The sequence below is a fragment of the Pseudomonas moorei genome (assembly GCF_042846945.1).
GTDB lineage: Bacteria > Pseudomonadota > Gammaproteobacteria > Pseudomonadales > Pseudomonadaceae > Aquipseudomonas > Aquipseudomonas moorei.
This window is the reverse complement of record NZ_AP035776.1, coordinates 3,737,397-3,761,587: the sequence shown is the minus strand read 5'-3', so window position 1 is coordinate 3,761,587 and position 24,191 is coordinate 3,737,397. Positions and strand designations below refer to the sequence as shown.

The 24,191-nt window shown below is 60.8% G+C and carries 20 protein-coding genes; 19 read left to right on the top strand and 1 reads right to left on the bottom strand.

Annotated features, from left to right (window positions below; translation table 11 throughout):
- Positions 1-225: 225 nt before the first annotated feature.
- The gene (locus ACGJAX_RS17775) at positions 226-1,191 is read right to left on the bottom strand and encodes a LysR substrate-binding domain-containing protein (RefSeq protein WP_390959905.1); all 966 of its coding nucleotides are present in this window, start codon (positions 1,189-1,191) and stop codon (positions 226-228) included.
- A gap of 1 nt (position 1,192) precedes the next feature.
- On the opposite strand from ACGJAX_RS17775, the gene ACGJAX_RS17770 reads away from it, so the two are divergent.
- From ACGJAX_RS17770 to ACGJAX_RS17680, 19 genes are all read left to right on the top strand, one after another.
- Positions 1,193-1,408 (top strand): hypothetical protein, encoded by a 216-nt coding sequence (locus tag ACGJAX_RS17770; protein ID WP_390955549.1) that lies wholly within the window; start codon positions 1,193-1,195, stop codon positions 1,406-1,408.
- A 91-nt stretch (positions 1,409-1,499) separates the two neighbouring features.
- Positions 1,500-2,927, top strand: a complete 1,428-nt coding sequence (gene argH / locus ACGJAX_RS17765) for an argininosuccinate lyase (protein ID WP_390955548.1) — start codon at positions 1,500-1,502, stop codon at positions 2,925-2,927.
- 162 nt (positions 2,928-3,089) lie between these two features.
- Positions 3,090-3,968, top strand: a complete 879-nt coding sequence (locus tag ACGJAX_RS17760) for an amino acid ABC transporter permease (protein ID WP_090323305.1) — start codon at positions 3,090-3,092, stop codon at positions 3,966-3,968.
- A 10-nt stretch (positions 3,969-3,978) separates the two neighbouring features.
- Complete coding sequence (locus ACGJAX_RS17755) at positions 3,979-4,743, top strand: ATP-binding cassette domain-containing protein (RefSeq protein WP_390955547.1); 765 nt, start codon at positions 3,979-3,981, stop codon at positions 4,741-4,743.
- Positions 4,744-4,782: 39 nt separating this feature from the next.
- A complete protein-coding gene (locus ACGJAX_RS17750; RefSeq protein WP_390955546.1) occupies positions 4,783-5,607 on the top strand; it encodes a transporter substrate-binding domain-containing protein in 825 nt (274 codons plus the stop codon).
- Positions 5,608-5,814: 207 nt separating this feature from the next.
- Positions 5,815-6,663, top strand: a complete 849-nt coding sequence (locus ACGJAX_RS17745) for a polysaccharide deacetylase family protein (RefSeq protein WP_390955545.1) — start codon at positions 5,815-5,817, stop codon at positions 6,661-6,663.
- On the top strand, positions 6,656-7,543 hold the full coding sequence (locus ACGJAX_RS17740; protein WP_390955544.1) for a polysaccharide deacetylase family protein: 888 nt from the start codon (positions 6,656-6,658) through the stop codon (positions 7,541-7,543). The genes ACGJAX_RS17745 and ACGJAX_RS17740 overlap by 8 nt, the downstream gene beginning before the upstream one ends.
- Positions 7,540-8,889: an MmgE/PrpD family protein gene (locus tag ACGJAX_RS17735; protein WP_390955542.1), complete on the top strand. Its 1,350-nt coding sequence runs from the start codon at positions 7,540-7,542 to the stop codon at positions 8,887-8,889. Before ACGJAX_RS17740 ends, ACGJAX_RS17735 begins: the two co-directional genes overlap by 4 nt.
- Positions 8,890-8,985: 96 nt before the next feature.
- Positions 8,986-10,164, top strand: a complete 1,179-nt coding sequence (locus ACGJAX_RS17730; protein WP_390955541.1) for an MFS transporter — start codon at positions 8,986-8,988, stop codon at positions 10,162-10,164.
- 644 nt (positions 10,165-10,808) lie between these two features.
- A complete protein-coding gene (locus ACGJAX_RS17725; RefSeq protein ID WP_390955540.1) occupies positions 10,809-12,551 on the top strand; it encodes an ABC transporter permease subunit in 1,743 nt (580 codons plus the stop codon).
- A 14-nt stretch (positions 12,552-12,565) separates the two neighbouring features.
- The gene (locus ACGJAX_RS17720; protein ID WP_090323316.1) at positions 12,566-13,888 is read left to right on the top strand and encodes an AAA-associated domain-containing protein; all 1,323 of its coding nucleotides are present in this window, start codon (positions 12,566-12,568) and stop codon (positions 13,886-13,888) included.
- A 270-nt stretch (positions 13,889-14,158) separates the two neighbouring features.
- The gene (locus ACGJAX_RS17715) at positions 14,159-14,884 is read left to right on the top strand and encodes an AraC family transcriptional regulator (RefSeq protein ID WP_248916409.1); all 726 of its coding nucleotides are present in this window, start codon (positions 14,159-14,161) and stop codon (positions 14,882-14,884) included.
- An 80-nt stretch (positions 14,885-14,964) separates the two neighbouring features.
- Positions 14,965-15,909 carry an EamA family transporter gene (locus ACGJAX_RS17710; RefSeq protein WP_390955539.1) on the top strand — a complete coding sequence of 315 codons (945 nt, stop codon included), beginning with the start codon at positions 14,965-14,967 and terminating at the stop codon, positions 15,907-15,909.
- 307 nt (positions 15,910-16,216) lie between these two features.
- Positions 16,217-16,309, top strand: a complete 93-nt coding sequence (gene kdpF, locus ACGJAX_RS17705; RefSeq protein WP_090320031.1) for a K(+)-transporting ATPase subunit F — start codon at positions 16,217-16,219, stop codon at positions 16,307-16,309.
- Positions 16,306-18,078, top strand: coding sequence for a potassium-transporting ATPase subunit KdpA (gene kdpA, locus ACGJAX_RS17700; RefSeq protein WP_390955537.1), 1,773 nt, complete (start codon positions 16,306-16,308; stop codon positions 18,076-18,078). The genes kdpF and kdpA overlap by 4 nt, the downstream gene beginning before the upstream one ends.
- A 10-nt stretch (positions 18,079-18,088) precedes the next feature.
- The gene (gene kdpB / locus ACGJAX_RS17695) at positions 18,089-20,167 is read left to right on the top strand and encodes a potassium-transporting ATPase subunit KdpB (protein WP_390955535.1); all 2,079 of its coding nucleotides are present in this window, start codon (positions 18,089-18,091) and stop codon (positions 20,165-20,167) included.
- A gap of 12 nt (positions 20,168-20,179) precedes the next feature.
- Positions 20,180-20,752, top strand: coding sequence for a potassium-transporting ATPase subunit KdpC (gene kdpC, locus ACGJAX_RS17690; RefSeq protein ID WP_247255008.1), 573 nt, complete (start codon positions 20,180-20,182; stop codon positions 20,750-20,752).
- Positions 20,753-20,778: 26 nt separating this feature from the next.
- Entirely contained in the window at positions 20,779-23,475 is a 2,697-nt protein-coding gene (kdpD, locus tag ACGJAX_RS17685) for a two-component system sensor histidine kinase KdpD (RefSeq protein ID WP_390955534.1), read from the top strand.
- Complete coding sequence (locus ACGJAX_RS17680; RefSeq protein ID WP_390955533.1) at positions 23,472-24,161, top strand: response regulator; 690 nt, start codon at positions 23,472-23,474, stop codon at positions 24,159-24,161. The genes kdpD and ACGJAX_RS17680 overlap by 4 nt, the downstream gene beginning before the upstream one ends.
- The last annotated feature ends 30 nt before the right edge of the window (positions 24,162-24,191 follow it).

The window sequence follows — 24,191 nt, the reverse complement described above, 5'->3', positions numbered from 1 at the left end:
AGGCCGCGAAGTTCAGGGGCGTCGGGTAATCATTGTTGACGCTCCGTGACCAGGCGATTTTCACGCTCTTCACAGCACGGCATCGGGAACACTAAGACCGGTATTGAGCGTACGTTTCGAAAAAACGGCTTCGCGTTACTGTAAATGCTGAAAGCTTTAAGCCGGGTCCAATCGCCCCTGATGGCCGCCGTTGTTCGTTAGTTGATGTTCCATGCAAAAAACCAGTCAAACCGAGGCTTTTAAATCCACGCCCAGTGCCCGGGTAAATGCCTTCACCAACGGGCTGCGGACAGTGTTATGGCGCAGGATCAGACTGAACGGCGTGACGATATGGATCAGGTCCGGACACACCGCGCGAAACTCTCCCCGCTCCACCATCGGTGCGGCGTAATGTTGGGGCAGGAACCCCACAAAACGACCCGTCTTGATCAGCAGCGCAACAGCCTCCACCTGGGTGGCCGAGGCGGAAAAACTGTCGTAGCGGGCATAGTTGAGTTTGTCACGGTGGATCGCGTAGCGATGGTTGATGCACTCGTAATCCTTGAGCACATTTGCACCCATCTCAGCCTCTGCCATGGAGAACAGAGGGTGACCGACTGCGCAATAAACTTCCGAGCGTTCTTCGTATAGCGCGTAGTAATCGAACTCTTCGCGCTTTTGATAAACCGGAACAATTCCCGCCACTAATCGCCCCTCTACAACGCCCCTTTCCACTTCATCAAGTTGCGTCGCCTGAAGTTGAAATCGAACCTTGGGAGACTGTTCGTTTATTACTCTAATCGCTGAAACCAACGGTGAATTGGCATCAGAGATTGTATTGTCTATTACCCCCACACCAAGATCACCGACAAGTTCATTTTGAGCTGAACTAAGGCGATCGCGAAAGTTGTCGACCGAGGCAAATAAGTCTATTGACGCCTGATACACCAGACGCCCCTCTTCCGTCAGGTGAAAGCCCTCTCGCCCACGCGTGCAAAGGCGCATGCCGATGCGGATTTCCAGGTCGGAAATCTGTTTACTGATGGCTGCCAGCCCCACGTTCAGCTCGTTTTGCGCGGCACTGAAGCCTCCGGCCTCGACCACGGCCTTGAACACTTTGAGCAGTTTGAAGTCCAGCCCACTGAGGGCCAACGGTGCCCGTTGCAGCGTTTTCGGTGGCGGGTTTCCGGAATTGGAAAGTGGGGTTTCCATCATGACTATTTACCTCTGGCGCCGTATTCAACAATCTGTGCCCAACAACAAAAACATAGCTGGCCTAATAATAATGAACACAGAAAACCAGACTTTGCAATCGCCAAAAAATCCCGAACGTCAGTGCCAAACCACTGATCTCAAAACATTAAAAGCTGACACTTCGATCAGCTCTCGCCTTTTTGAAACTGCCCTCTTAAAAACTGCTCTGGCCTGATTCAGCCCGCTGTTAATGGCTCAATAGTGCAGCGGTGATCGCGGCCCGGCCGCTCCGATTTCAGTTCACGTTACCGACGAGGAAAACAACAATGTCTCAAACTACCGACCGTCTCTGGGGTGCTCGCTTCAAAAGCGGTCCGTCCGAAGCCTTGGCCGCTTTGTCCCGTTGCCCTGAACGCTACTTTCGCCTGACCCCGTACGACCTCGCCGGTTCCAAGGCCCACGCCCGGGAACTGCAGCGCGCCGGTCTTTTGAGCGAGCAAGAAACCCAAACCATGCTCGACGCCCTGGAGCGAATCGGCGCTGACTTCCGCGCCGGCAGCATTGCGCCAACGCTCGACGACGAAGACGTTCACACCTTCATCGAACGCCTGCTGACCGAGCGCCTTGGCGCGCTGGGCGGCAAGCTGCGTGCCGGTCGCTCACGGAATGACCAGACCGCCAATGACCTGCGGTTATTCCTGCGCGACCACGTACGCACCCTGGCCGTTGAAGTGCTGGCCTTGCAGCAGGCGCTGGTCGAACAGGCCGAGCAACACATCGAGAGCATTTGCCCCGGCTTCACTCACTTGCAGCAAGCGCAGCCGATCGTGTTTGCCCATCATCTGCTGGCTCACTCGCAATCGATGCTGCGTGACGTGCAGCGCCTCGTGGATTGGGACGCGCGCACCTCGCTGTCGCCACTGGGCGCCGCCGCCGTGGCCGGCTCTGCCATCGCTCGCCAGCCCCAGCAATCAGCCAAAGAAATGGGTTACAGCGGAGTGTGCGAAAACTCCATCGACGCCGTCGCCAGCCGCGATCACGTCGCCGAATTCCTGTTCATTGCCAGCATGCTCGGCATCAACATCTCGCGTCTCGCCGAAGAGTTTTGCCTGTGGTCTTCGCGGCAGTTCCGCTGGGTCGCGCTGGACGATGCCTACGCCACCGGCAGTTCGATCATGCCGCAGAAGAAAAACCCGGACATCGCCGAACTGGCGCGGGGCAAGGCCGGACGCCTGATCGGCAACCTGACGGGTTTGCTGTCCACCCTCAAATCCTTGCCACTGTCCTACAACCGCGATTTGAGCGAAGACAAGAACGGCGTGCTCGACAGCGTCGACACCCTGCTGCTGGTGCTGCCGGCCATGGCTGGAATGGTCGCGACCATGAAGGTCAACGTCGAAGAGCTGCGTCGCCAGGCACCGTTGGGCTTCACCCTCGCCACCGAAGTCGCCGACTGGCTGGCAGTACGCGGCGTGCCGTTCAAGGAAGCCCATGAAATCACCGGTGCGCTGGTGCAGGCCTGCGAGAAACACGACATCGAATTGTGGGAAGCCTCTGCGGCGCTGTTGGCCGAGGTGGACCCACGCCTGACCCCCGAGGTCCGCGACAGCCTGACCCTGGAAGCCGCCATCGCTGCTCGCAGCGGCTGGGGCGGCACCGCGCCACAGCAGGTACGCGAACAGATCGGCCGCCTGAAAACCGCTCTGGCCACCCAGCAGGCGTGGACCGAGAACTATCAGGGCTTCCGCCTCTGAGCCAAACGCAAACCCTTGCAGGAGCGAGCTTGCTCGCGATGAACCCGAGAGCGCCACGGGGTGTGTCAGGTTGCCAGCGTTATCGTTGACCACCATCGCCAGCAGGCTTGCTCCCACAGTGGGTCTGTGTTTGAGCCGAAATAACGTGTACGGAGAACCAACATGAGTCAGACACAAGCAGAGCGACTCCAGGCGGAGCGCAAACTGGCGGAAAACCAGTTCGACATCACCCAGTACCAACATGTACCACGCCGCTACTACGGGCGCATTTTCTTCGCCACGGTGATTGTCATTGCAATCCTGGGTCTGGTGCGGGCCTTCGCAGAAGGCAAGATCGAATGGTCGTACATCGGCCAGTTCCTCACGTCCCAGGCGATCATGTGGGGCTTGCTCAACACCATCGTCATGGCGGTGCTGGCCATGGCGCTGGGCATCGTGTTCGGGGTGATCACCGCGATCATGCGCATGTCGGCCAACCCGATCCTGCGCTACGTGGCAGTGACCTACACCTGGCTGTTTCGCGGCACGCCGCTGATCCTGCAACTGCTGTTGTGGTTCAACCTGGCACTGATCTTCCCCACCATCGGCATCCCCGGCCTGTTCGAACTGGACACCGTGAGCCTGATGACGCCGTTCGTGGCCGCCCTGCTCGGCTTGAGCATCAACCAGGGTGCCTACACCGCCGAGGTGGTGCGCGCCGGTCTGCTGTCGGTGGACACCGGGCAGTACGAGGCCGCCAAGTCGATCGGCATGCCGCGCCTGCAAGCGTTGCGCCGGATCATCCTGCCCCAGGCCATGCGGATCATCATTCCGCCTGTGGGCAACGAGTTCATCGGCATGGTGAAAATGACCTCGCTGGCGAGCGTCATCCAGTACTCGGAGCTGCTCTACAACGCCCAGAACATCTACTACGCCAACGCCCGCGTGATGGAGCTGCTGATTGTCGCGGGTATCTGGTACCTGGCCACCGTCACCGTCCTGTCCTTTGGTCAAAGCCGTCTGGAGCGTCGTTTCGCCCGCGGCGCCGGCAAGCGCTCTTGAGGAACCCGACATGAGAAGCATCGTCAAGGCCGTGAGCCTGAACAAATATTACGACCAGTACCACGCGCTCAGGGACATCAACATCGAAGTCGAGCAAGGCGAAGTGCTGTGCATCATTGGCCCGTCCGGCTCCGGCAAAAGCACCTTGCTGCGTTGCGTCAACCAGCTGGAAAAGATCGACAAGGGTGGGCTCTGGGTCGACGGCGAACTGGTCGGCTACCGGGTCGTCGGCAACAAGCTGCATGAGCTCAACGAAACGCAGATCGCCCGTCAGCGCCTGTCGACCGGCATGGTGTTCCAGCGTTTCAACCTGTTCCCGCACATGACCGTGCTGCAAAACATCATCGAAGGGCCGTGCCAGGTGCTCAAGCGTTCGCCCAAGGAGGCGCACGAAGAAGCCGTGGAACTGCTCGCCCGTGTCGGCCTGGCCGACAAACGCAACAGCTACCCGATCGAACTTTCGGGTGGTCAGCAACAACGTGTCGCCATTGCTCGTGCCTTGGCCATGCGCCCCAAGCTGATGCTATTCGATGAACCCACTTCGGCACTCGACCCGGAACTGGTCGGTGAGGTGCTGTCGGTGATGCGCGATCTGGCGCAGACCGGCATGACCATGATCGTCGTCACCCATGAACTGGGCTTCGCTCGCGAAGTATCCAACCGCATGGTGTTCATGGACGGCGGACAGATCGTGGAGGCTGGAAGCCCCGAAGAAATACTAATAAGTCCGCAAAACCCTCGCACCCAAAGCTTCATTTCTGCCGTTCGAACCTAAGTGCCCCTTGGCGCTCACAACACTCATAAGAGAACGACCATGAAGAAAATCGTTATCCCGGCAGTACTCGCCAGTGTCATGGCCTCCGGCTTCACCTTCGCCGCCGAATTACCGGCCAGCATCAAGGACAAGGGCGAGATCGTCGTCGCGATCATGCCGAACTACCCGCCGATGGACTTCAAGGACCCGGCCACCAACACCCTCACCGGCCTCGACTACGACCTGGGCAATGCGCTGGCCCAGCGTTTGGGGGTGAAGATCAAATGGCAGGAAACCGGTTTTGAGCAAATGATCAATGCGCTGACCACCGACCGCGTGGACATGGTGTTGTCAGGCATGACCGACACCGCCGAGCGTCAGGCCAGCGTGACCTTCGTCGACTACTTCACCAGCGGCCCGCAGTTCTACACCTTGCAGAAAAACGCAGCCACCAACGAAATCATCGACCTGTGCGGCAAGAAAGTCGGCACCAGCCGCCGTACGACCTTCCCGGCGGAAATCGCCGAGTGGAGCAAGGCCAACTGCGAAGCCGCCGGCAAACCGGCGATCAACGTGATCGGCACCGAAGGCTCGGCCGACGCCCGCGCTCAGTTGCGTCAGAGCCGCATTGACGCCGCCATGCAAGGCAGCGAAACCCTGCCGTACCTGAAAACCCAGGAAAAGGACATGTACAAGACCGTTGGCCTGCCGATTTCCAAGCAGTTCACCGGCATGGGCGTGAGCAAGAAAAAGCCTGAGCTGAGCGAAGCGGTGAAAGTCGCATTGCAGAGCATGGTGGATGACGGCAGCTACCAGGCGATCCTGAAGAAGTGGGATCTGGAACTGGGTGCGATCCAGACCGTGACCATCAACGCCGGCAAATAAGGACCTGTCCTTTGTGGGGGCGAACTCGCTCCCACAAAGGTCTGGTTCGATCACAATTTTGTGGCCGACCGACATACCTGTGGGAGCGGGCTTGCCCGCGAGGGCGATTTGTCAGCTGATCGAGAGGTTGAATGTGTCGGCCTCATCGCAGGCAAGCCCGCTCCCACAGGGTCCGGTGTTTACTTATAAATAGTTGGAGCATCACCGATGTCCTCCTCACCCCCAGCCACCTGGCCCGCCCCCCACAAAGCCTGCCTCGCCCTGGCCTTCGATCTCGACGGCCCGACTGGCGATGCCATGCTCAACGGCTCGATCTGGCGCAAGCCGGAATACTTCGGTTTCGGCGGGTATGGCCCCTACCGGGCATTGCCGCGATTGCTCGATCTGCTCGACGACTTCCGCATGCCGACGACGTTCTTTGTCCCGGCCTGGGTCGTGGAGAACTGGCCAAGACAGTGCCAGGCCATTGTCGAACGCGGGCATGAAGTGGCTTACCACGGCTACAAACACGAATCGTTTTACGCCCTGACGCTGCAGCAGCAAAAGGACGTCATGAAGCTGTCCCGTGAAGTGTTCTGGAAACACCTGAACATCCGCGCCGAAGGCTTCCGCACGCCTTCCGGCGATTGGCGCGCCGAAACCCCGGCGGTGCTGGTGGAGGCTGGCGTGACGTACTCCAGCAGCATGCGCGGCGATGACCGGCCGTACCTGGTCAAGGTTCCCGGCCACACCACGCCACTGGTGGAGATCCCCGGTCGTTGGGAAATGGACGACTACGCCTCCCTCGCCTACACCCGTGCGCCGGACTTCCCTTCGGGGCTGGACCGTACCGCCAGCTATGAGCTGACCCTCGACAACTGGTGCCGCGAATACGACGGCGCAATGAATGAAGGGTTATGCCTGACGACCCTGTTCCACCCCAAGATCACCGGCAAACCGGGCCGCATCCTGTTGCTGGAAAAACTCTTCGAACACATGCGTCAGCGCGACGACGTCTGGTTCGCCACCTGCCGCGATGTCGCCCAGTGGTGGCTCAAGGAGCATCACCATGGTTGATTCCGCTGTCTGGCCCCAAGGCTATCGCTGCGCCGTGGTACTGACCGTCGATTACAACGACATCCACGGCATCCTCACGCAAGCCCCGGAAGTCGCCGGGCGCGACAAGACATTGTCGGTCTGGCGCTACGGCACACAACGGGGCGTGGAGCGTATGCTCGGCCTTTTCAAGGAACTCGGTGTGTCCAGCACCTGGTTTGTCCCCGGTATCGTCGCCGAAGAAAACCCCGGCCACATTCGGGCGATCCAGGCCGACGGCCATGAGATCGCCTGCGCCGGCTATCGTCATCAGAACTACGACACCCTGGACCTGGCCGCGCAAAGCGACGACATCGCCAAGGGCTGTGAGACCTTGGCGGAGCTGACCGGCCAACGTCCAGCCGGTTTTCGCATCCCGGCGGGCAATGGTGCGCCGGGGTTCATCGAGGCTTTGAAGGATCAGGGCATTCGCTGGTCATCGTCGTGGCGCGGCGATGACTTGCCATTCGCTCACCCGACTGCACCCCAAGTCATTGAACTGCCTCTGCATTATGAACTGGAGGACGAGCCTTACTTCGCCTTCAACCTCAGCCCGGCAGTGCCTCCGGCGCAATCGCGGATCGCGTCCTACAGCCACACCCTGGGCAACCTGCAAATGGACTTCGCCGGGTTTCACCGTTTTGGCCTTTGCTACGTGCTGCGCCTGCACCCGGAAATCATCGCCACGCCGGGACGCATCGGCGTATTGCGCGAATTGATCGAAGGCATTCAACAGCACGATGACGTGTGGATCGCCACGGGTGCCGAGGTCGCACAGTGGTGGGCAGACAACGCGGCACCGGTTGCCGAGGATCACCCGGCGTCAGTTTATGAGCGGCATTATCGGGATTACGTGTCATGAGCGAACGCCTGCAACGTCTGGCGCAATTCTGTGTTGAGTTGCGGTTTGAAGATCTACCGCCTGCGCTGGTGACGCAGGCCAAGCGGCACATCCTCGATACCTTCGGTGCAACGCTGGCCGGAGCCACTGGCGGTGTCGCGGAACAGGCGCGCATGGTGTTTGCCAGTGAAACCGGTGAGGTGCCGGTTTGGGGCACGGACCTGCAGGTTGGCCCGGCTCAGGCAGCGATGCTTAACGGTGTCGCCGCCCATGCTCTGGAGCTGGACGACACCGGCGGCTGCGATCACTCCGGTGCCGTCGTGCTGCCGGCGGTGATGGCGGCGGTTTCAATGCTCCCGCAGCCGGTGAGTGGTCGTGAGTTCATCACTGCCGTAGTGATCGGCTACGAAGTCGGTCGCCGGGTGCTCGAAGCCTGCGGTGGCTATTCAGCCCACAACGGCGCCGGTTGGCATTCCACCGCGACCTGCGGGGTGTTCGGCGCAGCGGCGGCCAGTGCTCGCATCCTTGGCCTGGATGCGCGGCAAACCCTGGCGGCGCTGGGCATCGCCGGCAGCTTCAGTGGTGGCCTGTGGGCCTTCATCCACGACGGTTCGCAAAGCAAGAAACTGCACAGTGGGCGCGCCGCCGAAGGGGGACTGCTGGCGGCGCGGTTTGCGCAACAGGGCATCAGCGGGCCGACGCAGTTGTTCGAGGAGGTCTGGGGTGGTTTTCTGAAAACCCTCGCTCCAGCGACCGCAACGCCCGAAGCGCTGGATGCGGACCTCGGTGTGGTCTGGAAGCTCGCCCGCTGCTCGATCAAACCCTATGCCTCCTGTCGCGGCACCCATTCGGCCATCGACGCCCTTGGTTTGCTGTTGGATCAACTGAATGTGGGGGTCGACCAGGTCGAAGACGTGCGGGTTTCCCTGTGCGGGTTTCTTCAGGACATGTGTGGCGGTCAGGACGTCAGCAGCCTCGCAGCCGCACAGATGAGCCTGCCATATGCCTTGGCCGCGCGGCTGGTGCAGGGGCATTGCCGGTTGCAGGCCTATGACGACGACCAACGCAGCGCCCCGCGCATGACCCAATGGCTATCGCGCATCCATCTGGAAGTGGACCCGCAACGGCCAGAGGATGGCGAGCCCGTGGTGACGCTGCGGACCGTGGATGGTCGGCAGGCAAGCCTGTGCGTTGAAGTGCCATTGGGCGCGCCAGGCAATCCACTGAATGACGTGGCGCTGGAGGAGAAGTTTTTCAGCTTGACGATGCGGGTGATACCGCGACAACAGGCTGAAGGCTTGCTGGGGCAGTTGTGGCGAATTGAAGAATTGGAATCGGTGCGCACGCTTGAGCGGTGGCTGATTTGAGTACTGAGTCGCTCGCCGGACCTCATCGCGAACCTGCTTGTGATTGGCGGCGACTGGCCGAATACCCGAAACCTGAATAAGGACATTTGCACCACCGTGGCCACTTACTCGCTCGTTATTCGCCGCTTGATGATCGTTTCACTGACCATCGTGGTCAGCCGCGCCATTACCAGCCCCTTGCTCACGCTGTTCCTGAGCCACAAGCTGGGCCTCAACCAGCAGGACGTCGGTTTGCTGCTCGGTATCGCGGTGTTCATCGCCACGCTGCTGGCGCTGTATGGCGGTTATGTCATCGACCGCCTGGAAAAGCGCCGATTGCTGATCCTGGCGATGCTCTCCAGCGCCATCGGTTTCGTACTGCTGACCTTTGCCCAAAACCTCTACCTGACCACCATGAGCCTGGTGGTCACCGAGACCGCGTCAGCGCTATTTCTCATCGGTTCAAAAGCGATCCTCAGCGAAAACCTGCCCATGGGCCAGCGTGCCAAGGCGTTTTCCCTGCGCTATACCCTGACCAACATTGGCTATGCCACCGGCCCCATGCTCGGCGTGGTGATCGCCGGGGTCTATCCGATTGCGCCGTTCCTGATTGCCGCCGGCATCGCGTTTTTCAGCATTTTCCTGATGATAGGCATCCCCAGTGATGCCGCGCAGACACCGGCCATTGGTAAACCGCAAAGCTTCTTCAAGACGCTGGTCACCCTGAAAAACGACCGCACCCTGATCATGTTCACTGGCGGCTGCCTGCTCAGTACGGTGGTGCACGGGCGCTACACCCTCTACTTGTCGCAATACCTGCTGGTGACCCACGACTCCAAACGTGCCCTGGAAATCATGGCCGCCCTGCTCGCCTGCAACGCCATCAGCGTGATCCTGTTGCAGTACCAGATCGGCCGGTTCCTCAATCGCGAAAAGCTGCGCTACTGGATTGCCGGAGGCACCAGCCTGTTCATCTGCGGCCTGATCGGCTTCAGCCTGGCTGACAACATGCTGAGTTGGTGCGTGGCGATGTTCGTTTTCACGCTGGGTGAAATGATCATCTACCCGGCCGAATTCCTCTTCGTCGACACCCTGGCCCCGGAAGAGCTGCGCGGCAGCTACTACGGTGCCCAAAACCTGGCGGCTTTCGGTGGTGCCCTGAGTCCGGTAATTTGTGGCTTCCTGCTGATGCACACTGCGGCGCCCACGATGTTCTATGCCTTAAGCGCACTGACTGCGATGGGTGGTTCCCTGTGCTTCATGAGCGGTCGGCGGATGGCCAGAGTGCAAAAATAATGCACTGAAACCCCATGGACGTGAGGCACACAGCGCGCCGTTCCTCCCCCCTGCCCGACTCACTACATTGATTAGGCTCTCGGCCCTTCGTTGATCCCGGCGTAGACTCGTCGGCACGGTCCCAAAGAAGTGTCGCGCGCCCCCCCCTGCATAAAAATGTGAATTTTTTAACCTTCAAAAATTACGTTTTTTTCATCTCTTGTAACAATTTGATCCGTATACTTTTCTCTGGAAAGCGATGAGTTGACAGCCGACCCCTGTGACTGCCACTCACAAATTGACAGTTGGGCGGCGTTAGAGTCGAAGGACTATCATTTCGCTTATCCAGCCTGCCTATCCATATCAACCCACCACAGGAGTATCCGACCATGGACCCTGCCCATTCTCGGTGGGTCATGTACACAGAAGCCAAGCTGAATCGAGCCGTGTGAAGGATTTATCCAGCAATTTTCCTTGCTGATGAAACGTGCGGTTTCTGTTCCTGCCTTCAGCGTTTGTTTGCGTGACCTCTCTCAGCTGTTTTACCAACCTTCAAGCGTATGTTGTGCTTAGACTGCCTATGAGCAGATTCAGGCGCGTGTGCTCGAGAACGTGTTGGCTGATGGTCATGAACCTCACATACAACGCTGTTGGAATCACTGAATATGAACAAAGTATTCCGTCATTACATTCCGGCCACGGCCTTGCGACTGCTGCCCAACCGCTGGGATCTGGTCGCCCTGCCGCTGGTGATCGGTTTCTTGCTGTTTTTCTCGATAGCAGCACGGGAAACCTGGGCGCCGATGTCCACCTTGCAGGGTGAAGTCATTTCACTCGACCCGACCAACCTTCCCGAATATGCAATGCGCACGACCTTGCGCATGCTCGCGGCGATGGCCGCGTCCCTAGTGTTCACCCTGCTGTACGGAACGCTGGCCGCCAAAAGCCGACGGGCCGAAAAAGTGCTGGTGCCGGTGCTGGATATCCTGCAATCGGTGCCCGTACTGGGCTACATCTCATTCACCGTGACGTTCTTCCTGCTGCTGTTTCCAGGGCGGGTGCTCGGCGCTGAATTCGCCGCCATTTTTGCCATCTTTACCAGTCAGGCATGGAACATGACGTTCAGCTTCTACCAGTCACTGCGCATGCTGCCGCGCGACCTGGAAGAAGTGTCCAGCAACCTTCAATTGTCCGGCTGGCAAAAGTTCTGGAAGCTCGACGTGCCTTTCGCCATTCCGGGGCTGGTCTGGAACATGATGATGAGCATGTCCGGTGGCTGGTTCTTCGTGGTGGCCTCCGAAGCCATCACCGTCGGCGACAAGACCGTGATGCTGCCTGGCGTGGGTTCATACCTGGCGGTCGCCATCCAGCAGCAAAACCTGCACGCCGTGGGCTACGTCATTCTGGCGATGATCGCGGTCATCCTGATTTACGACCAGTTTCTGTTCCGGCCGCTGGTGGCCTGGGCCGATAAATTCCGCATGGAAAACACCGCGTCCCAGGCAGGTTCGCCGGAATCATGGGTGCTGAAGCTGATCCAGCGCACGCGCGTGGTCCAGCGCGTGCTGCGTCCCATCACCCGAACCATCGGCCGAATCGGCAATCGACGTTTCAGCCTGCCGCGCTCGAACCGCACCGCCGCGTCTTCGAGCCCGGCCACCTCACGCCTGATCGATTGGGTCTGGGGCGCGCTGATTGCCGTGTTGACCCTCTACACGCTGTACCACATCGCCCTCTACATGAGCAGCGAAGTGACACTCGGTGAAGTCGGGCATGTGCTCGGCATGGGGCTGATTACCCTGGTACGGGTGGCGTTGTTGATTGCCGTGGCCTCGCTGATTTGGGTGCCGCTGGGGGTGATGATCGGTTTGCGTCCGCACCTGGCGGAAAAAATCCAGCCACTGGCGCAGTTCCTCGCGGCCTTTCCTGCGAACCTGTTGTTCCCAGTGTTTGTCATCGTGATCCTGCGCTACCAGTTGAACCCGGACATCTGGCTGAGTCCGCTGATCGTGCTGGGCACGCAGTGGTACATCCTGTTCAACGTCATTGCCGGCGCCAGCGCATTCCCCAATGACTTCCGCGAGGCCGCAACCAACTTCCGCATTCGCGGCTGGTTGTGGTGGCGCAAAGTGATGCTGCCGGGCATCTTCCCGTATTACGTGACCGGAGCGATTACAGCCTCGGGCGGCGCGTGGAACGCCAGTATCGTGTCCGAATTCGTTTCATGGGGACAGGACAAGGTCATGGCACATGGCCTGGGCGCCTACATTGCCGAGAACACGGCGGCCGGTGACTTCCCTAAAATCGCCTTGGGCGTGGTGGTGATGTCGCTCTTCGTCGTGGCCTTCAATCGCGCAGTATGGCGGCCGATGTACGCCATTGCTGAAAACAAACTCCGTCTCAACTAACGGGATTCGATGTCATGAATACCTTTACAGAACACACACAGGCATCCCCCGAAATCTATGCGCTGAACAACGTGAGCCGGGCGTTTGGCAAGGGCAAGGACGAGTTGCAAGTGCTCAGCGATGTCGACCTGACCCTGCGAGAAGGCGAGATCGTCGGCATGCTGGGCCGTTCCGGTTCAGGCAAATCCACCTTGCTGCGCATCATTGCCGGCCTGATAGCGCCGTCGTCGGGGGAAGTTCGCTACAACGGTGACTTGCTCACCGGGCCGGCCGAAGGTGTCGCGATGGTCTTTCAGACCTTTGCGCTGTTCCCTTGGCTGACGGTCCTCGAAAACGTGGAAGCCGGTCTTCAGGCGCTCCAGGTCGAACGCAAGGCTGCCCGCAAGCGCGCATTGGCGGCGATTGACCTGATCGGCCTCGACGGGTTCGAAAACGCCTACCCCCGGGAGTTGTCCGGTGGCATGCGCCAACGGGTCGGATTTGCCCGCGCCCTGGTGGTGAACCCGACCCTGCTGTTGATGGATGAGCCTTTTTCCGCACTGGACGTGCTGACCGCCGAGACCCTGCGCACTGACCTGCTGGACTTGTGGAGCGGCAAGCAACTGCCGATCAAATCCATCCTGATCGTGACCCACAACATCGAAGAAGCGGTTTTGATGTGCGACCGCATTCTGGTCCTGTCATCAAACCCAGGGCGAGTGGTCGCCGAAATCAAAGTACCTTTCGAGCATCCGCGCAACCGCCTGGACCCGACCTTTCGGCAAATGGTCGACGACATCTATGCCTTGATGACAGACCGCCGCAGCGCCGACGCCAGCACCGGCAAAGCCGAACTGAAAATGGGCAGCCCGCTGCCGGAAGTTTCCACCAACCTCATCGCCGGCCTGATCGAAACGCTGGCGGCCGAGCCGTATAACGGTGAAGCAGGCCTGCCCGACGTCGCGGAACGGCGCTTGCTGGAGGTGGACGACCTGTTCCCGGTCGCAGAAATGCTGGAGCACCTGGGTTTTGCCGAACTCAAGGGCGCCGACATCACCCTCACCGAGGCCGGCAAGCTATTCGCTGACTACGGAACCCAGGAACGCAAAGCCCTGTTTGCCGAACACCTGGTCAAACACGTGCCACTGGCCGCGCGCATTCGCCAGGTCTTGCAGGAACGAAACGGCCACCGCGCGCCGCGGGTGCGTTTTGAACAGGAACTGGAGGATTCACTGACCGATGCGTTTGTGGAGAAAACATTGGAGAGCGTGATCACCTGGGGGCGTTACGCTGAAATATTCTCCTATGATGACCACACCGAGACCTTCAGCCTGGACGATGTTGAAGGCAGCGTATAGCCCTTTCCACGCCATAGGGTCGGCCGTCCACACAGGGTACATTCTCTCTGCCAGACGCCCTGGGACCGCCGATCCCTTTACCAGCGCCATAAGTAAAGCGCCCGGTTTTGCCTACTTTCGCAAGCGTCCAGCCACCAACCTGCGTGATTAACGGGTTGATCGGCAGGTGCTAGAATCCGCTGCCCCACGTCTGACGCTGATACCCGTGCGGTGCACGGGCACGGTGGAACGCCAAACCTCGAATCGCCCGACAGCCGCAATGGTGCACCCATGCTTCCAAGCCTTGAAGTTCGACGCTACGAGGGGGAAAACCCTCACCACCACCATGACTTTGCACAATGGGTACTGCCGGTGTGTGGTCGGATGGAAATAGACGTGGACGGTCGCGGGGGCTGCATCGATCCGTCGCTGGCGGCGCTCGTGGCGCCTGGCTCAGTGCACTCGCAGCTCGCTCAGGCTGACAGCCGTTTTCTGGTGTTGGACTGTGCAGCGACGACGCTGGAAACGCTCCAGATGGAGCGTCTGGCCCGGCAAATATACGTGCCAATCCCCCCGGCGACCCGGCGGCTGATCGAATTCGCCGAGTTGATCGGTAAAGAGCAACTGTCCATCGGCGCCTCCCAACTGGCCCCCCTGCTGCTGTCATCGCTCGGCTCGGATACCGCCTTTTCGTCGCCCATGGAGCAATTGATCGCCCGTCTGCGCGCAAACCCTGGCGCCAACTGGAGCAACGAGGCCATGGCTCAAGCAGCCAACATGAGCATGAGCCAGCTCCACCAGCGATTCCGGCAATTGTTCGCGATGAGCCCTCAAGCCTGGTTGACGCAGTTGCGCATTCACGAAGCTCAACGATGGTTGCGTGGCACCGCATTACCAATAGCGGACATCGCCTTGCGTGCCGGTTTTTCCGATCAGGCGGCGCTGACCCGTGCCATGCAGCGTGTGAGCGCTACAACCCCGGCGGTTTATCGCAAGGCTCAAAAACAGCCTGGGTAAAAAAGCCAGGAGTTATCGACAATATTTCCCGGATCAATCGCTCCAGACTGCAGGCTTTGCGGTGTGGGGGCGCGGGTGAAATGTTTGCTGATCGATCACTGTTGAAGGGCGCCGGCTACGGGGTGTGCGCGGGCCTGTGTTGGGGGGTGATTTTCCTCGGTCCACAGCTGACGCCGGGGTTGAGCGGCTTGCAGTTCGCGGTCCTGAGATTCCTCTGCTACGGCGCCCTCTCGGTCGTCCTGCTCATGCCGCGCTGGAGGCGTGTCTGCGCCAGTCTCACCGTCGCCGACTGGAAATCGCTCTTCTGGCTGAGCCTGATCGGCAACCTCGTTTACTACGCACTGGTGGGCACCGGTGTCCAGTTGGTGGGCATCGCTACCACGTCCCTGATCGTCGGGCTCATTCCGGTGCTCGTCACCCTGGCCGGGCGTCATGACGCCAATGCCGTTTCCTTGCGAAAGCTCTTCCCTTCGCTTTGCTGTGCTGTCGCGGGGGTCGTGCTGATCAGCTGGCACGCACTGATCAATGGCGACCGTCACGATACATCGACGAACATCGCCGGGATTTTATGCGCGTCAGGCGCATTGCTGACCTGGAGTTGGTTCGCGGTCAGCAATGCCCGGCGGTTAGTGCAAGTGGCCGGCGTCTCCTCCCCTGACTGGGCACTGCTGACCGGCGTAGTGACCGGTGCTCAATCACTGCTGTTGGCGGTACCGGTATTCGGTTTTCAGACAGATACACCGGGCACGTCGGAATGGCTGCATTGGCTCATGGTGGCCGGTGGCGTGGCACTTTTGTCGTCGGTGGTGGGTGGGGCATGCTGGAACCAGGCCAGCCGGCTCCTGCCATTGGCACTCAGTGGGCAAGTGCTCGTGATCGAAACGCTGGCGGCGCTGGTTTTTGGTTTTTTATGGGAGCAACGGCTACCCGACGGGTATGAGCTGGCCGCCATCGCACTGCTGCTGACAGGCGTCGTTTGGTGCCTGAACTGTCATCGCGCGCCCCAACCTTCCATGGCCACTTAGCGCGGATTTTCTGCGTCTCGATTGTTCGGCCACATGTGCGCTTGCTGCGGTTTTCAACCGCGTCGAGGTGGTCAAACCTGTAGAAGCCGGCTTGCGGGCGATCATGGCGGATCAATCCGGTACATCTTTACAAGATCTTTATTCTTCGCCTCCCGATCTTTCTGACAACTTACCAGGCATCGTTCTAGGCTTTCCTCATCGCGGGAGGAAAAGCCATGGACTTCATTTATCTGCTACTCGGTGCGGTGTTTTTCATCATTCTGGTCGGCCTGGCTTACGGCTGTGCGGCGCTCGACAGGAGACGGTCATGACAGGCTTCTATCTGTTCGGCGGCATCATTGCGGCCGGGTTGCTGGTGTACCTGATTGCGGCGCTGTTGTTTCCGGAGGACTTCCTATGACGACTCAAGCCTGGGTCCTGCTCGCGGTCTTCCTGCTGGTGCTGGCGCTGTTGGCCTGGCCGATCGGGCGTTGGTTGACCACCGTGATGGAGGGCCGGTTTGCCTTTGGCGCGCGCATTGAGTCCCCGCTGTATCGACTGGCCGGGGTCACGCCTGAGACGCAGATGGGATGGCTGCAGTACGCGCTCGCCTTGATCCTGTTCAACACGTTGGGGTTCCTGGCCGTTTATGCCTTGCAACGGTTGCAAGGCATTCTGCCGTTCAACCCCCAGGGGTTTGCCGCCGTTACACCGGACTCTTCGTTCAACACCGCCGCCAGTTTCGTCACCAATACCAACTGGCAAGCCTATAGCGGCGAATCGACGATGAGTTACCTGACCCAGATGCTCGCGCTGACGGTGCAGAACTTCTTCTCGGCCGCCACCGGCATCGTGGTCGCCGTGGCCCTGATTCGCGGATTCGCCCGGCACAGCGCGGCCAGCATCGGCAACGCCTGGGCCGACCTCACCCGCATCACCCTGTGGGTACTGCTGCCACTGTCGTTGATCTTCGCACTGTTCCTTGTCAGCCAAGGGTCGATCCAGAATCTCGACCCGTACAAGGACGTCTCGACCCTGGAAGTCATGCAGTACCAGGCCCCGGTGCTCAATGACGCCGGTCAACCCAAGCTTGATGCCCAGGGCAGCCCGGTCACCGTGGCCGCCAGCACCGACAAGCAAACCATCGCCATGGGCCCCGTTGCCTCGCAAGAGGCGATCAAGATGCTCGGCACCAATGGCGGCGGCTTCTTCAACGCCAACTCGGCGCACCCTTATGAAAACCCGACCGCACTGACGAACTTCTTCCAACTGATCGCGATCTTCCTGATCCCGACCGCACTGTGTTTCGTCTTCGGCCACATCGTCGGTGACATTCGCCAGGGCTGGGCGCTGTTGGCGGCAATGACGATCATCTTTGTGATCGCCGTGGTGGCCGTCACCCATTACGAACAACTGGGCAACCCGCAGTTCTCGACACTGGGCATCGACACGGCGGCGGGCAACATGGAGGGCAAGGAACTGCGCTTCGGCATCAGTGCATCCAGCTTGTTTGCGGCGGTGACCACGGCGGCGTCCTGCGGTGCGGTCAACGCCATGCACGACTCGTTTACCCCGCTGGGCGGCGCGGTGCCTCTGGTGTTGATGCAACTGGGCGAAGTGGTGTTCGGCGGCACCGGCTCAGGCCTGTACGGCATGCTGATATTCGCCCTCCTCGCCGTGTTCATCGCCGGTCTGATGATCGGCCGGACACCCGAGTACCTGGGCAAGAAGATCGAAGCCTACGAGATGAAAATGGTCGCCATCGCGATTCTGGTCACGCCCTTGCTGGTGCTGTTCGGCACCGCCATCGCGGTCATGGCCGACGCCGGCAGGCTGGGCATCGCCAACCCCGGCGCCCACGGCTTCTCGGAAATCCTCTACGCCTTCACCTCGGTGGCCAACAACAATGGCAGCGCCTTCGCCGGGCTGTCCGCCAACACCCCGTTCTACAACATCATGCTGGCCATCGGCTGCTGGTTCGGACGCTTCGGCGTGATCGTCCCGGTGCTCGCTGTCGCCGGTAGCCTGGCCGCGAAAAAACGCTTGCCGGTCACCGGCGGCACGATGCCCACCCACGGGATGCTGTTCGTGGTGCTGCTGATCGGTACGGTGTTGCTGGTCGGGTTGCTGAACTACGTGCCGGCGCTCGCGCTGGGCCCCGTCGTCGAACACCTCATATTGATCAAGTGAGACCACGAACATGACACGCAAAGCGTTCACCTTGTTCGACCCGAAACTGATTGGCCCGGCCATGGTCGATTCCGTGCACAAACTCGATCCGAGGATCCAGTGGCGCAATCCGGTGATGTTTGTCGTCTACATCGGAGCGCTCATCACCAGCGCCCTGTGGGTCCAGGCCCTGCGTGGCCAGGGTGAGGCCAGCGCCGGGTTCATTCTCGCGATTGCCCTGTGGCTGTGGTTCACCGTGCTGTTCGCCAACTTTGCCGAAGCCCTGGCCGAGGGTCGCAGCAAGGCTCAGGCGGCCTCGCTGCGCGACCTGAAAAAGGAAACCTGGGCCAAGAAACTGCGCGAGCCGCACTACGGTGCCGAGTGGCAATTGGCGCAATCGAGTGACCTGTGCAAAGGCGATGTGGTGGTGGTCGAGGCCGGCGACCTCGCGAACTCGTTGATCCCCGCCGATGGCGAGGTCATCGAAGGTGCTGCCTCGGTGGACGAATCGGCCATCACCGGTGAGTCGGCCCCGGTGATTCGGGAATGCGGGGGGGATTTCTCATCGGTAACAGGCGGGACTCGGGTCCTGTCGGACTGGATTGTCATTCGCGTCACCACCAACCCTGGCGAAACCTTCGTCGACCGCATGATCGCCATGGTGGAGAACGCCAAACGACAAAAGACGCCGAATGAAATCGCCCTGTCGATCCTGTTGGTGGCGTTGACGATCGTGTTCCTGGGGGTGACGGTGACGCTGCTGCCCTTCTCGCTGTTCGGCGTGGCGGTGGCCCAGTCCGGCACACCGGTTTCGATCACCGTCCTGATCTCGTTGCTGGTGTGCCTGATCCCCACCACCATTGCCGGTTTGCTTTCGGCGGTCGGGGTGGCGGGCATGAGCCGCATGATGGAAGCCAACGTGATCGCGACGTCCGGCCGTGCGGTGGAAGCGGCCGGTGACGTGGATGTCTTGCTGCTCGACAAAACCGGGACCATCACCCTGGGCAACCGTCACGCCTCGGCATTCCTGCCGGCACCGGGGGTCAAGGAAGCGGAGTTGGTGGACGTGGCGCAACTCGCCTCCCTGTCCGACGAAACCCCCGAAGGCCGCAGCATCGTGGTACTGGCCAAACAACGCTTCAACCTGCGTGAACGCGACATTGCCGCGCTCGACGCGCACTTCGTGCACTTCTCCGCACAGACCCGCATGAGCGGTGTCGACATGGGCAGCCGGCAACTGCGCAAGGGCGCCGGCGAAGCGATCCTGCGGCACGTCCAGTCCCAGGGCGGGCATTTTCCGGACGCCGTGCAAACCATCATCGACGAGGTGGCCCGCCGGGGCAGCACGCCGCTGGTGGTGGCGGACGGAGCCAAAGTACTGGGCGTGATCGAACTCAAGGACATCGTCAAAGGCGGCATAAAGGAGCGTTTCCTCGAATTGCGGCGCATGGGGATCAAGACCGTCATGGTCACCGGCGACAACCGGGTCACCGCCGCCGCCATCGCCGCCGAGGCCGGCGTCGACGACTTCCTGGCCGAGGCCACGCCGGAGCAAAAACTCGAGCTGATCCGCCGCTACCAGGCCGAAGGTCGGCTGGTGGCCATGACCGGCGACGGCACCAACGACGCCCCGGCGCTGGCACAGGCCGATGTCGCGGTGGCCATGAACTCGGGCACCCAGGCGGCCAAGGAGGCCGGCAACATGGTCGATCTGGACAGCAATCCGACGAAGTTGATCGAGGTGGTGGAAACCGGCAAACAGATGCTGATGACCCGTGGCTCGCTGACCACCTTCTCGATTGCCAACGACATCGCCAAGTATTTCGCCATCGTGCCTGCGGCCTTTGTCACCACGTACCCGCAGCTCGCCGCGCTCAACATCATGGGCCTGACGAGCCCGAACTCCGCCGTGCTGTCGGCGGTGATTTTCAACGCGCTGATTATCATTTTCCTGATTCCCCTGGCGCTCAGAGGCGTGAAGTACCGCCCGGTCGGTGCGGCCCTGCTGTTGCGGCGCAACCTATTGATCTACGGACTGGGTGGGGTGATCGTTCCATTCATTGGTATCAAAGTGATCGACATGGCGTTGTCCGCTGTCGGTCTGACTTGAGGGAGTACGGCCATGTTATCTCTGCTCCGTCCCGCGATGATTCTGTTCATTGCTCTGTCACTGCTCACCGGACTGGCCTATCCACTGGTCACCACCGGGATTGCCCGGCTGGTCTTTCCCCATCAGGCCGCCGGCAGCCTGGTCGAACGGGACGGCAAAACCGTGGGTTCACTGTTGATCGGTCAGGGTTTCAGCGATCCGAAGTACTTCTGGAGCCGCCCTTCCGCCACCAGCCCCATGCCCTACAACCCGCTGGCCTCGGGCGGATCGAACTTGGGCCCGTTGAATCCGGCATTGATGGACGCAGTCAAGGGGCGGATTGCCGCCCTGCGCGCGGCGGATCCAGGCAATACCGCCACAGTGCCCGCCGACCTGGTCTACAGTTCCGCCAGTGGTCTTGATCCACATATCAGTGTGGCGGCTGCGATGTACCAGGCCGGCCGGGTATCACGGGTGCGCAACCTGCCGCTCGAACAGGTACGCCAACTGATCGACAAGAACGCGCAAGGCACGCTGCTCGGGTTCCTCGGCGAACCGCGGGTCAACGTGCTGGCACTGAACCTGGCGCTCGACGCCACACACTGAGCGCAAGCTCATTCACGGTGAGCGTGATGGCCGAACAACGTCCCGACCCGGACCAGCTCCTGGCCCTGATTCGCCAAGAGGACGAGCAAGCCAAACGCGGTCGGCTGAAAATTTTCTTCGGCGCCAGCGCCGGGGTCGGCAAGACCTACGCCATGCTGTCGGCCGCCCACACGGCAAAACTGCAGGGCATCGATGTATTGATCGGCGTGGTCGAAACCCACGGCCGCGCCGAAACCCAAGCGCTAATCGACGGCCTGGAGTCGCTGCCCCTCAAGCGCATCGTCGACAAAAACCGTACCGTCACCGAATTCGACCTGGACGCCGCGCTCGCCCGTGCGCCCGGCTTGATCCTTATCGATGAACTGGCCCATTCCAATGTCGTCGGTTCGCGACACCCAAAACGCTGGCAGGACGTGGAGGAACTGCTCAGCGCCGGTATCGACGTCTGGTCCACGATGAACGTCCAGCATCTTGAGAGCCTGAACGACATTGTGGGCGGCATCACCGGCATCCGGGTCTGGGAGACCGTGCCCGACCATGTATTCGACACGGCCGACGAAGTGGTCATCGTCGACCTGCCCCCCGACGACCTGTTGCAGCGCCTGAAAGAAGGCAAGGTCTACCTGGCGCAACAGGCCGAGCGTGCGGTGCAGAATTTCTTTCGCAAGGGCAACCTGATTGCCCTGCGGGAACTGGCCCTGCGGCGCACCGCCGACCGGGTCGACAGTGACATGTTGCAGTACCGTCAGAACAGTTCGGTCAAACCGGTGTGGGGCACTCGCGATTCCCTGCTCGCCTGCGTCGGCCCCCACGACCAGGCGGAAAAGACCGTGCGTTCAACCGCTCGCCTGGCCGCCCAACTGAATGTGCCGTGGCACGCCGTGTACGTCGAAACCCCGTCCCTGCAACGCCTGGCCGATGCCAAGCGGCGACGGGTGCTGGCGGCCTTGAAACTGGCTCAGGACATGGGCGCACAGATCGCGACGCTGGCGGGTCAGGACATTGCCGAAACGCTGGTCAAATACGCCCGGCAACACAACCTGTCGAAAGTCGTTTTGGGCCGGGACACGCTGGCGCGGCGGCGTTTCTGGCGCCAGGTGCTGGCGGACAAGATCGGCAAGTTGGGCGCTGATCTGGATGTGATTCAAATCTCGCTGCCGGCCAGCGGTCCACGCCCTGAGAACACGCCTGAAACTCGCGACAGCCCCATCCACTGGCCCGCCTATCTGTGGAGCGCCGTATTGTGCGCGGGGACGACGCTGGTTGCCCTGCCGCTGGCAGACATACTCGAGCAAGCCAACATCGTCATGCTCTTTTTGCTGGGGGTGGTTGCCGTCGCGGTGCGCTTCGGTCGCGGCCCGGCGGTGATGGCGTCTTTCGTGTCGGTCGGCGCCTTCGATTTTTTCTTTGTCTCGCCGCGCTATTCCTTCGCCTTTGCCGATATTCAATACCTGGTGACGTTCATCGTCATGCTGGTGGTGGCTCTGGTGATTGGCCAGATGACCGCCGGCCTCAAGTACCAGGCGCGGGTCTCGCAACGGCGCGAAGATCGCATGCGCGCGCTCTATGAGATGTCGCGCCTGTTGTCCGCCACGCTGATGACCGAACAGGTGGCCACTATCAGTGCGCAGTTTCTGACGGCCGAATTCGGTGCCCGATCGGCCTTGCTGGTGGCCGATGACAACAACAAACTCCAGGCACCGCTGATCACGGGCGACGCACCGCAAGTCGACCTGGCCATTGCCCAGTGGGCATTCGACAAAGCCGAGCCGGCCGGCTACGGCACCGACACCCTGCCCTCGAGTTCCACGCTGTATTTGCCCTTGTCGGCGCCGATGCGGGTGCGCGGGATACTGGCGGTGCAGCCGCGCGATACCACCCGGCTGGTGGTGCCGGAACAGCGGCGCCTGCTCGACACCTGTGCCTCGTTGCTGGCCATCTCCCTGGAGCGGATTCACTACATCAACGTGGCTCAGGACACGACGGTTCACATGGAGTCCGAGCGCTTGCGCAACTTGCTGCTCTCGGCCATCTCCCACGACCTGCGAACCCCGCTGTCGGTCATGGTCGGACTCGCCGAAGCGCTGAAACTGACCAAGCCACCCTTGACCGGCGAAGCCGCCGAAATCGCCAGCGCCGTGGGCGAATCAGCATTGCGCATGAACACGCTGGTCAACAACTTGCTGGACATGGCGCGCCTGGAATCCGGCAAGGTGGAATTGAATCGTCAGTGGCAGCCGATCGAGGACGTGGTGGGCAGCGCCCTGCGAACCGTCCAGCCGATTCTGAACGGGCGTTCGGTTCGCGTCGCGCTGGATGACGACTTGCCACCGGTGCGTATCGATGCGGTGCTGATCGAGCGCATCCTCATCAACCTGATCGAAAACGCGATCAAATACACCCCACCCGACACCGCAATCAGCGTTGGTGCCAACGCCACACCGGAGGCCGTCGAATTGTGGGTCGCCGACGAAGGGCATGGCCTGCCACCGGGGCAGGAAGAGGCCATCTTCAACAAATTCATGCGTGGCAAAAAGGAAAGTTCAATCCCCGGCGTCGGCCTGGGCCTGGCCATCTGCCGGGCGATTGCCCGGGCGCATGACGGGACCATCGTCGGCGTCACGCGGCCCCAGGGTGGTGCTTGTTTCACCTTGCGCCTGCCCCGCGAAACCCCACCCGTGATCGAACCCTTAACCCAGCAAACGGACGAGGAGCCGTCATGAACGAACCCGTGCCCCATGTCCTGATCGTTGAGGACGAAAAGGAAATACGCCGTTTCGTGCGCATGGCACTGCAAGCCGAAGGCCTGGAAGTGCATGAGGCCGATACGTTGCACCGCGGCATCATCGACGCCGGCACGCGCCGCCCCGACCTGATCGTGCTCGACCTGGGCCTGCCCGACGGCGACGGCATCGAGCTGATCCGCGATGTCCGCAGCTGGTCGCCCGTGCCCATCATCGTGTTATCGGCCCGGGGTGCCGAATCGGACAAAATCCTCGCCCTGGACAGCGGCGCCGATGACTATCTGGTCAAGCCTTTCGGCACCGGAGAACTGCTCGCCCGGGTCCGCGCACTGCTGCGCCGCCAGGCGAAGGATGCCGATAACAATTCAGTGCTGAGTTTTGGCGAGGTGCGCATCGATGTCGATCGTCGCGTGGTCGAGCGTGGTGGTGAACCCTTGCATCTGACGCCGCTGGAATATCGATTGCTGGTGCATCTTTGCTCGCACCCGAATCGGGTATTGACGCATCTGCAACTGTTGAAAGCAGTCTGGGGCCCCTCCCACACCACCGATACGCCGTACCTTCGGGTGTTCATGGGCGGGTTGAGGAAGAAGGTCGAGGTGGACCCTTCACAGCCACGGCACCTGGTGACCGAGACGGGTGTTGGCTATCGGTTCATTCCTTGAGTCCCGCCGGGGTAACTGCTGGCCATTTAG

What these genes read in the sequence shown, in the direction of transcription:
- ACGJAX_RS17775 (WP_390959905.1), bottom strand. Translation starts at nt 1,191, where the DNA reads ATGGAAACCCCACTTTCCAATTCCGGAAACCCGCCACCGAAAACGCTG.
- ACGJAX_RS17770 (WP_390955549.1), top strand. Translation starts at nt 1,193, where the DNA reads ATGACTATTTACCTCTGGCGCCGTATTCAACAATCTGTGCCCAACAAC.
- argH (WP_390955548.1), top strand. Translation starts at nt 1,500, where the DNA reads ATGTCTCAAACTACCGACCGTCTCTGGGGTGCTCGCTTCAAAAGCGGT.
- ACGJAX_RS17760 (WP_090323305.1), top strand. Translation starts at nt 3,090, where the DNA reads ATGAGTCAGACACAAGCAGAGCGACTCCAGGCGGAGCGCAAACTGGCG.
- ACGJAX_RS17755 (WP_390955547.1), top strand. Translation starts at nt 3,979, where the DNA reads ATGAGAAGCATCGTCAAGGCCGTGAGCCTGAACAAATATTACGACCAG.
- ACGJAX_RS17750 (WP_390955546.1), top strand. Translation starts at nt 4,783, where the DNA reads ATGAAGAAAATCGTTATCCCGGCAGTACTCGCCAGTGTCATGGCCTCC.
- ACGJAX_RS17745 (WP_390955545.1), top strand. Translation starts at nt 5,815, where the DNA reads ATGTCCTCCTCACCCCCAGCCACCTGGCCCGCCCCCCACAAAGCCTGC.
- ACGJAX_RS17740 (WP_390955544.1), top strand. Translation starts at nt 6,656, where the DNA reads ATGGTTGATTCCGCTGTCTGGCCCCAAGGCTATCGCTGCGCCGTGGTA.
- ACGJAX_RS17735 (WP_390955542.1), top strand. Translation starts at nt 7,540, where the DNA reads ATGAGCGAACGCCTGCAACGTCTGGCGCAATTCTGTGTTGAGTTGCGG.
- ACGJAX_RS17725 (WP_390955540.1), top strand. Translation starts at nt 10,809, where the DNA reads ATGAACAAAGTATTCCGTCATTACATTCCGGCCACGGCCTTGCGACTG.
- ACGJAX_RS17720 (WP_090323316.1), top strand. Translation starts at nt 12,566, where the DNA reads ATGAATACCTTTACAGAACACACACAGGCATCCCCCGAAATCTATGCG.
- ACGJAX_RS17715 (WP_248916409.1), top strand. Translation starts at nt 14,159, where the DNA reads ATGCTTCCAAGCCTTGAAGTTCGACGCTACGAGGGGGAAAACCCTCAC.
- ACGJAX_RS17710 (WP_390955539.1), top strand. Translation starts at nt 14,965, where the DNA reads ATGTTTGCTGATCGATCACTGTTGAAGGGCGCCGGCTACGGGGTGTGC.
- kdpF (WP_090320031.1), top strand. Translation starts at nt 16,217, where the DNA reads ATGACAGGCTTCTATCTGTTCGGCGGCATCATTGCGGCCGGGTTGCTG.
- kdpA (WP_390955537.1), top strand. Translation starts at nt 16,306, where the DNA reads ATGACGACTCAAGCCTGGGTCCTGCTCGCGGTCTTCCTGCTGGTGCTG.
- kdpB (WP_390955535.1), top strand. Translation starts at nt 18,089, where the DNA reads ATGACACGCAAAGCGTTCACCTTGTTCGACCCGAAACTGATTGGCCCG.
- kdpC (WP_247255008.1), top strand. Translation starts at nt 20,180, where the DNA reads ATGTTATCTCTGCTCCGTCCCGCGATGATTCTGTTCATTGCTCTGTCA.
- kdpD (WP_390955534.1), top strand. Translation starts at nt 20,779, where the DNA reads ATGGCCGAACAACGTCCCGACCCGGACCAGCTCCTGGCCCTGATTCGC.
- ACGJAX_RS17680 (WP_390955533.1), top strand. Translation starts at nt 23,472, where the DNA reads ATGAACGAACCCGTGCCCCATGTCCTGATCGTTGAGGACGAAAAGGAA.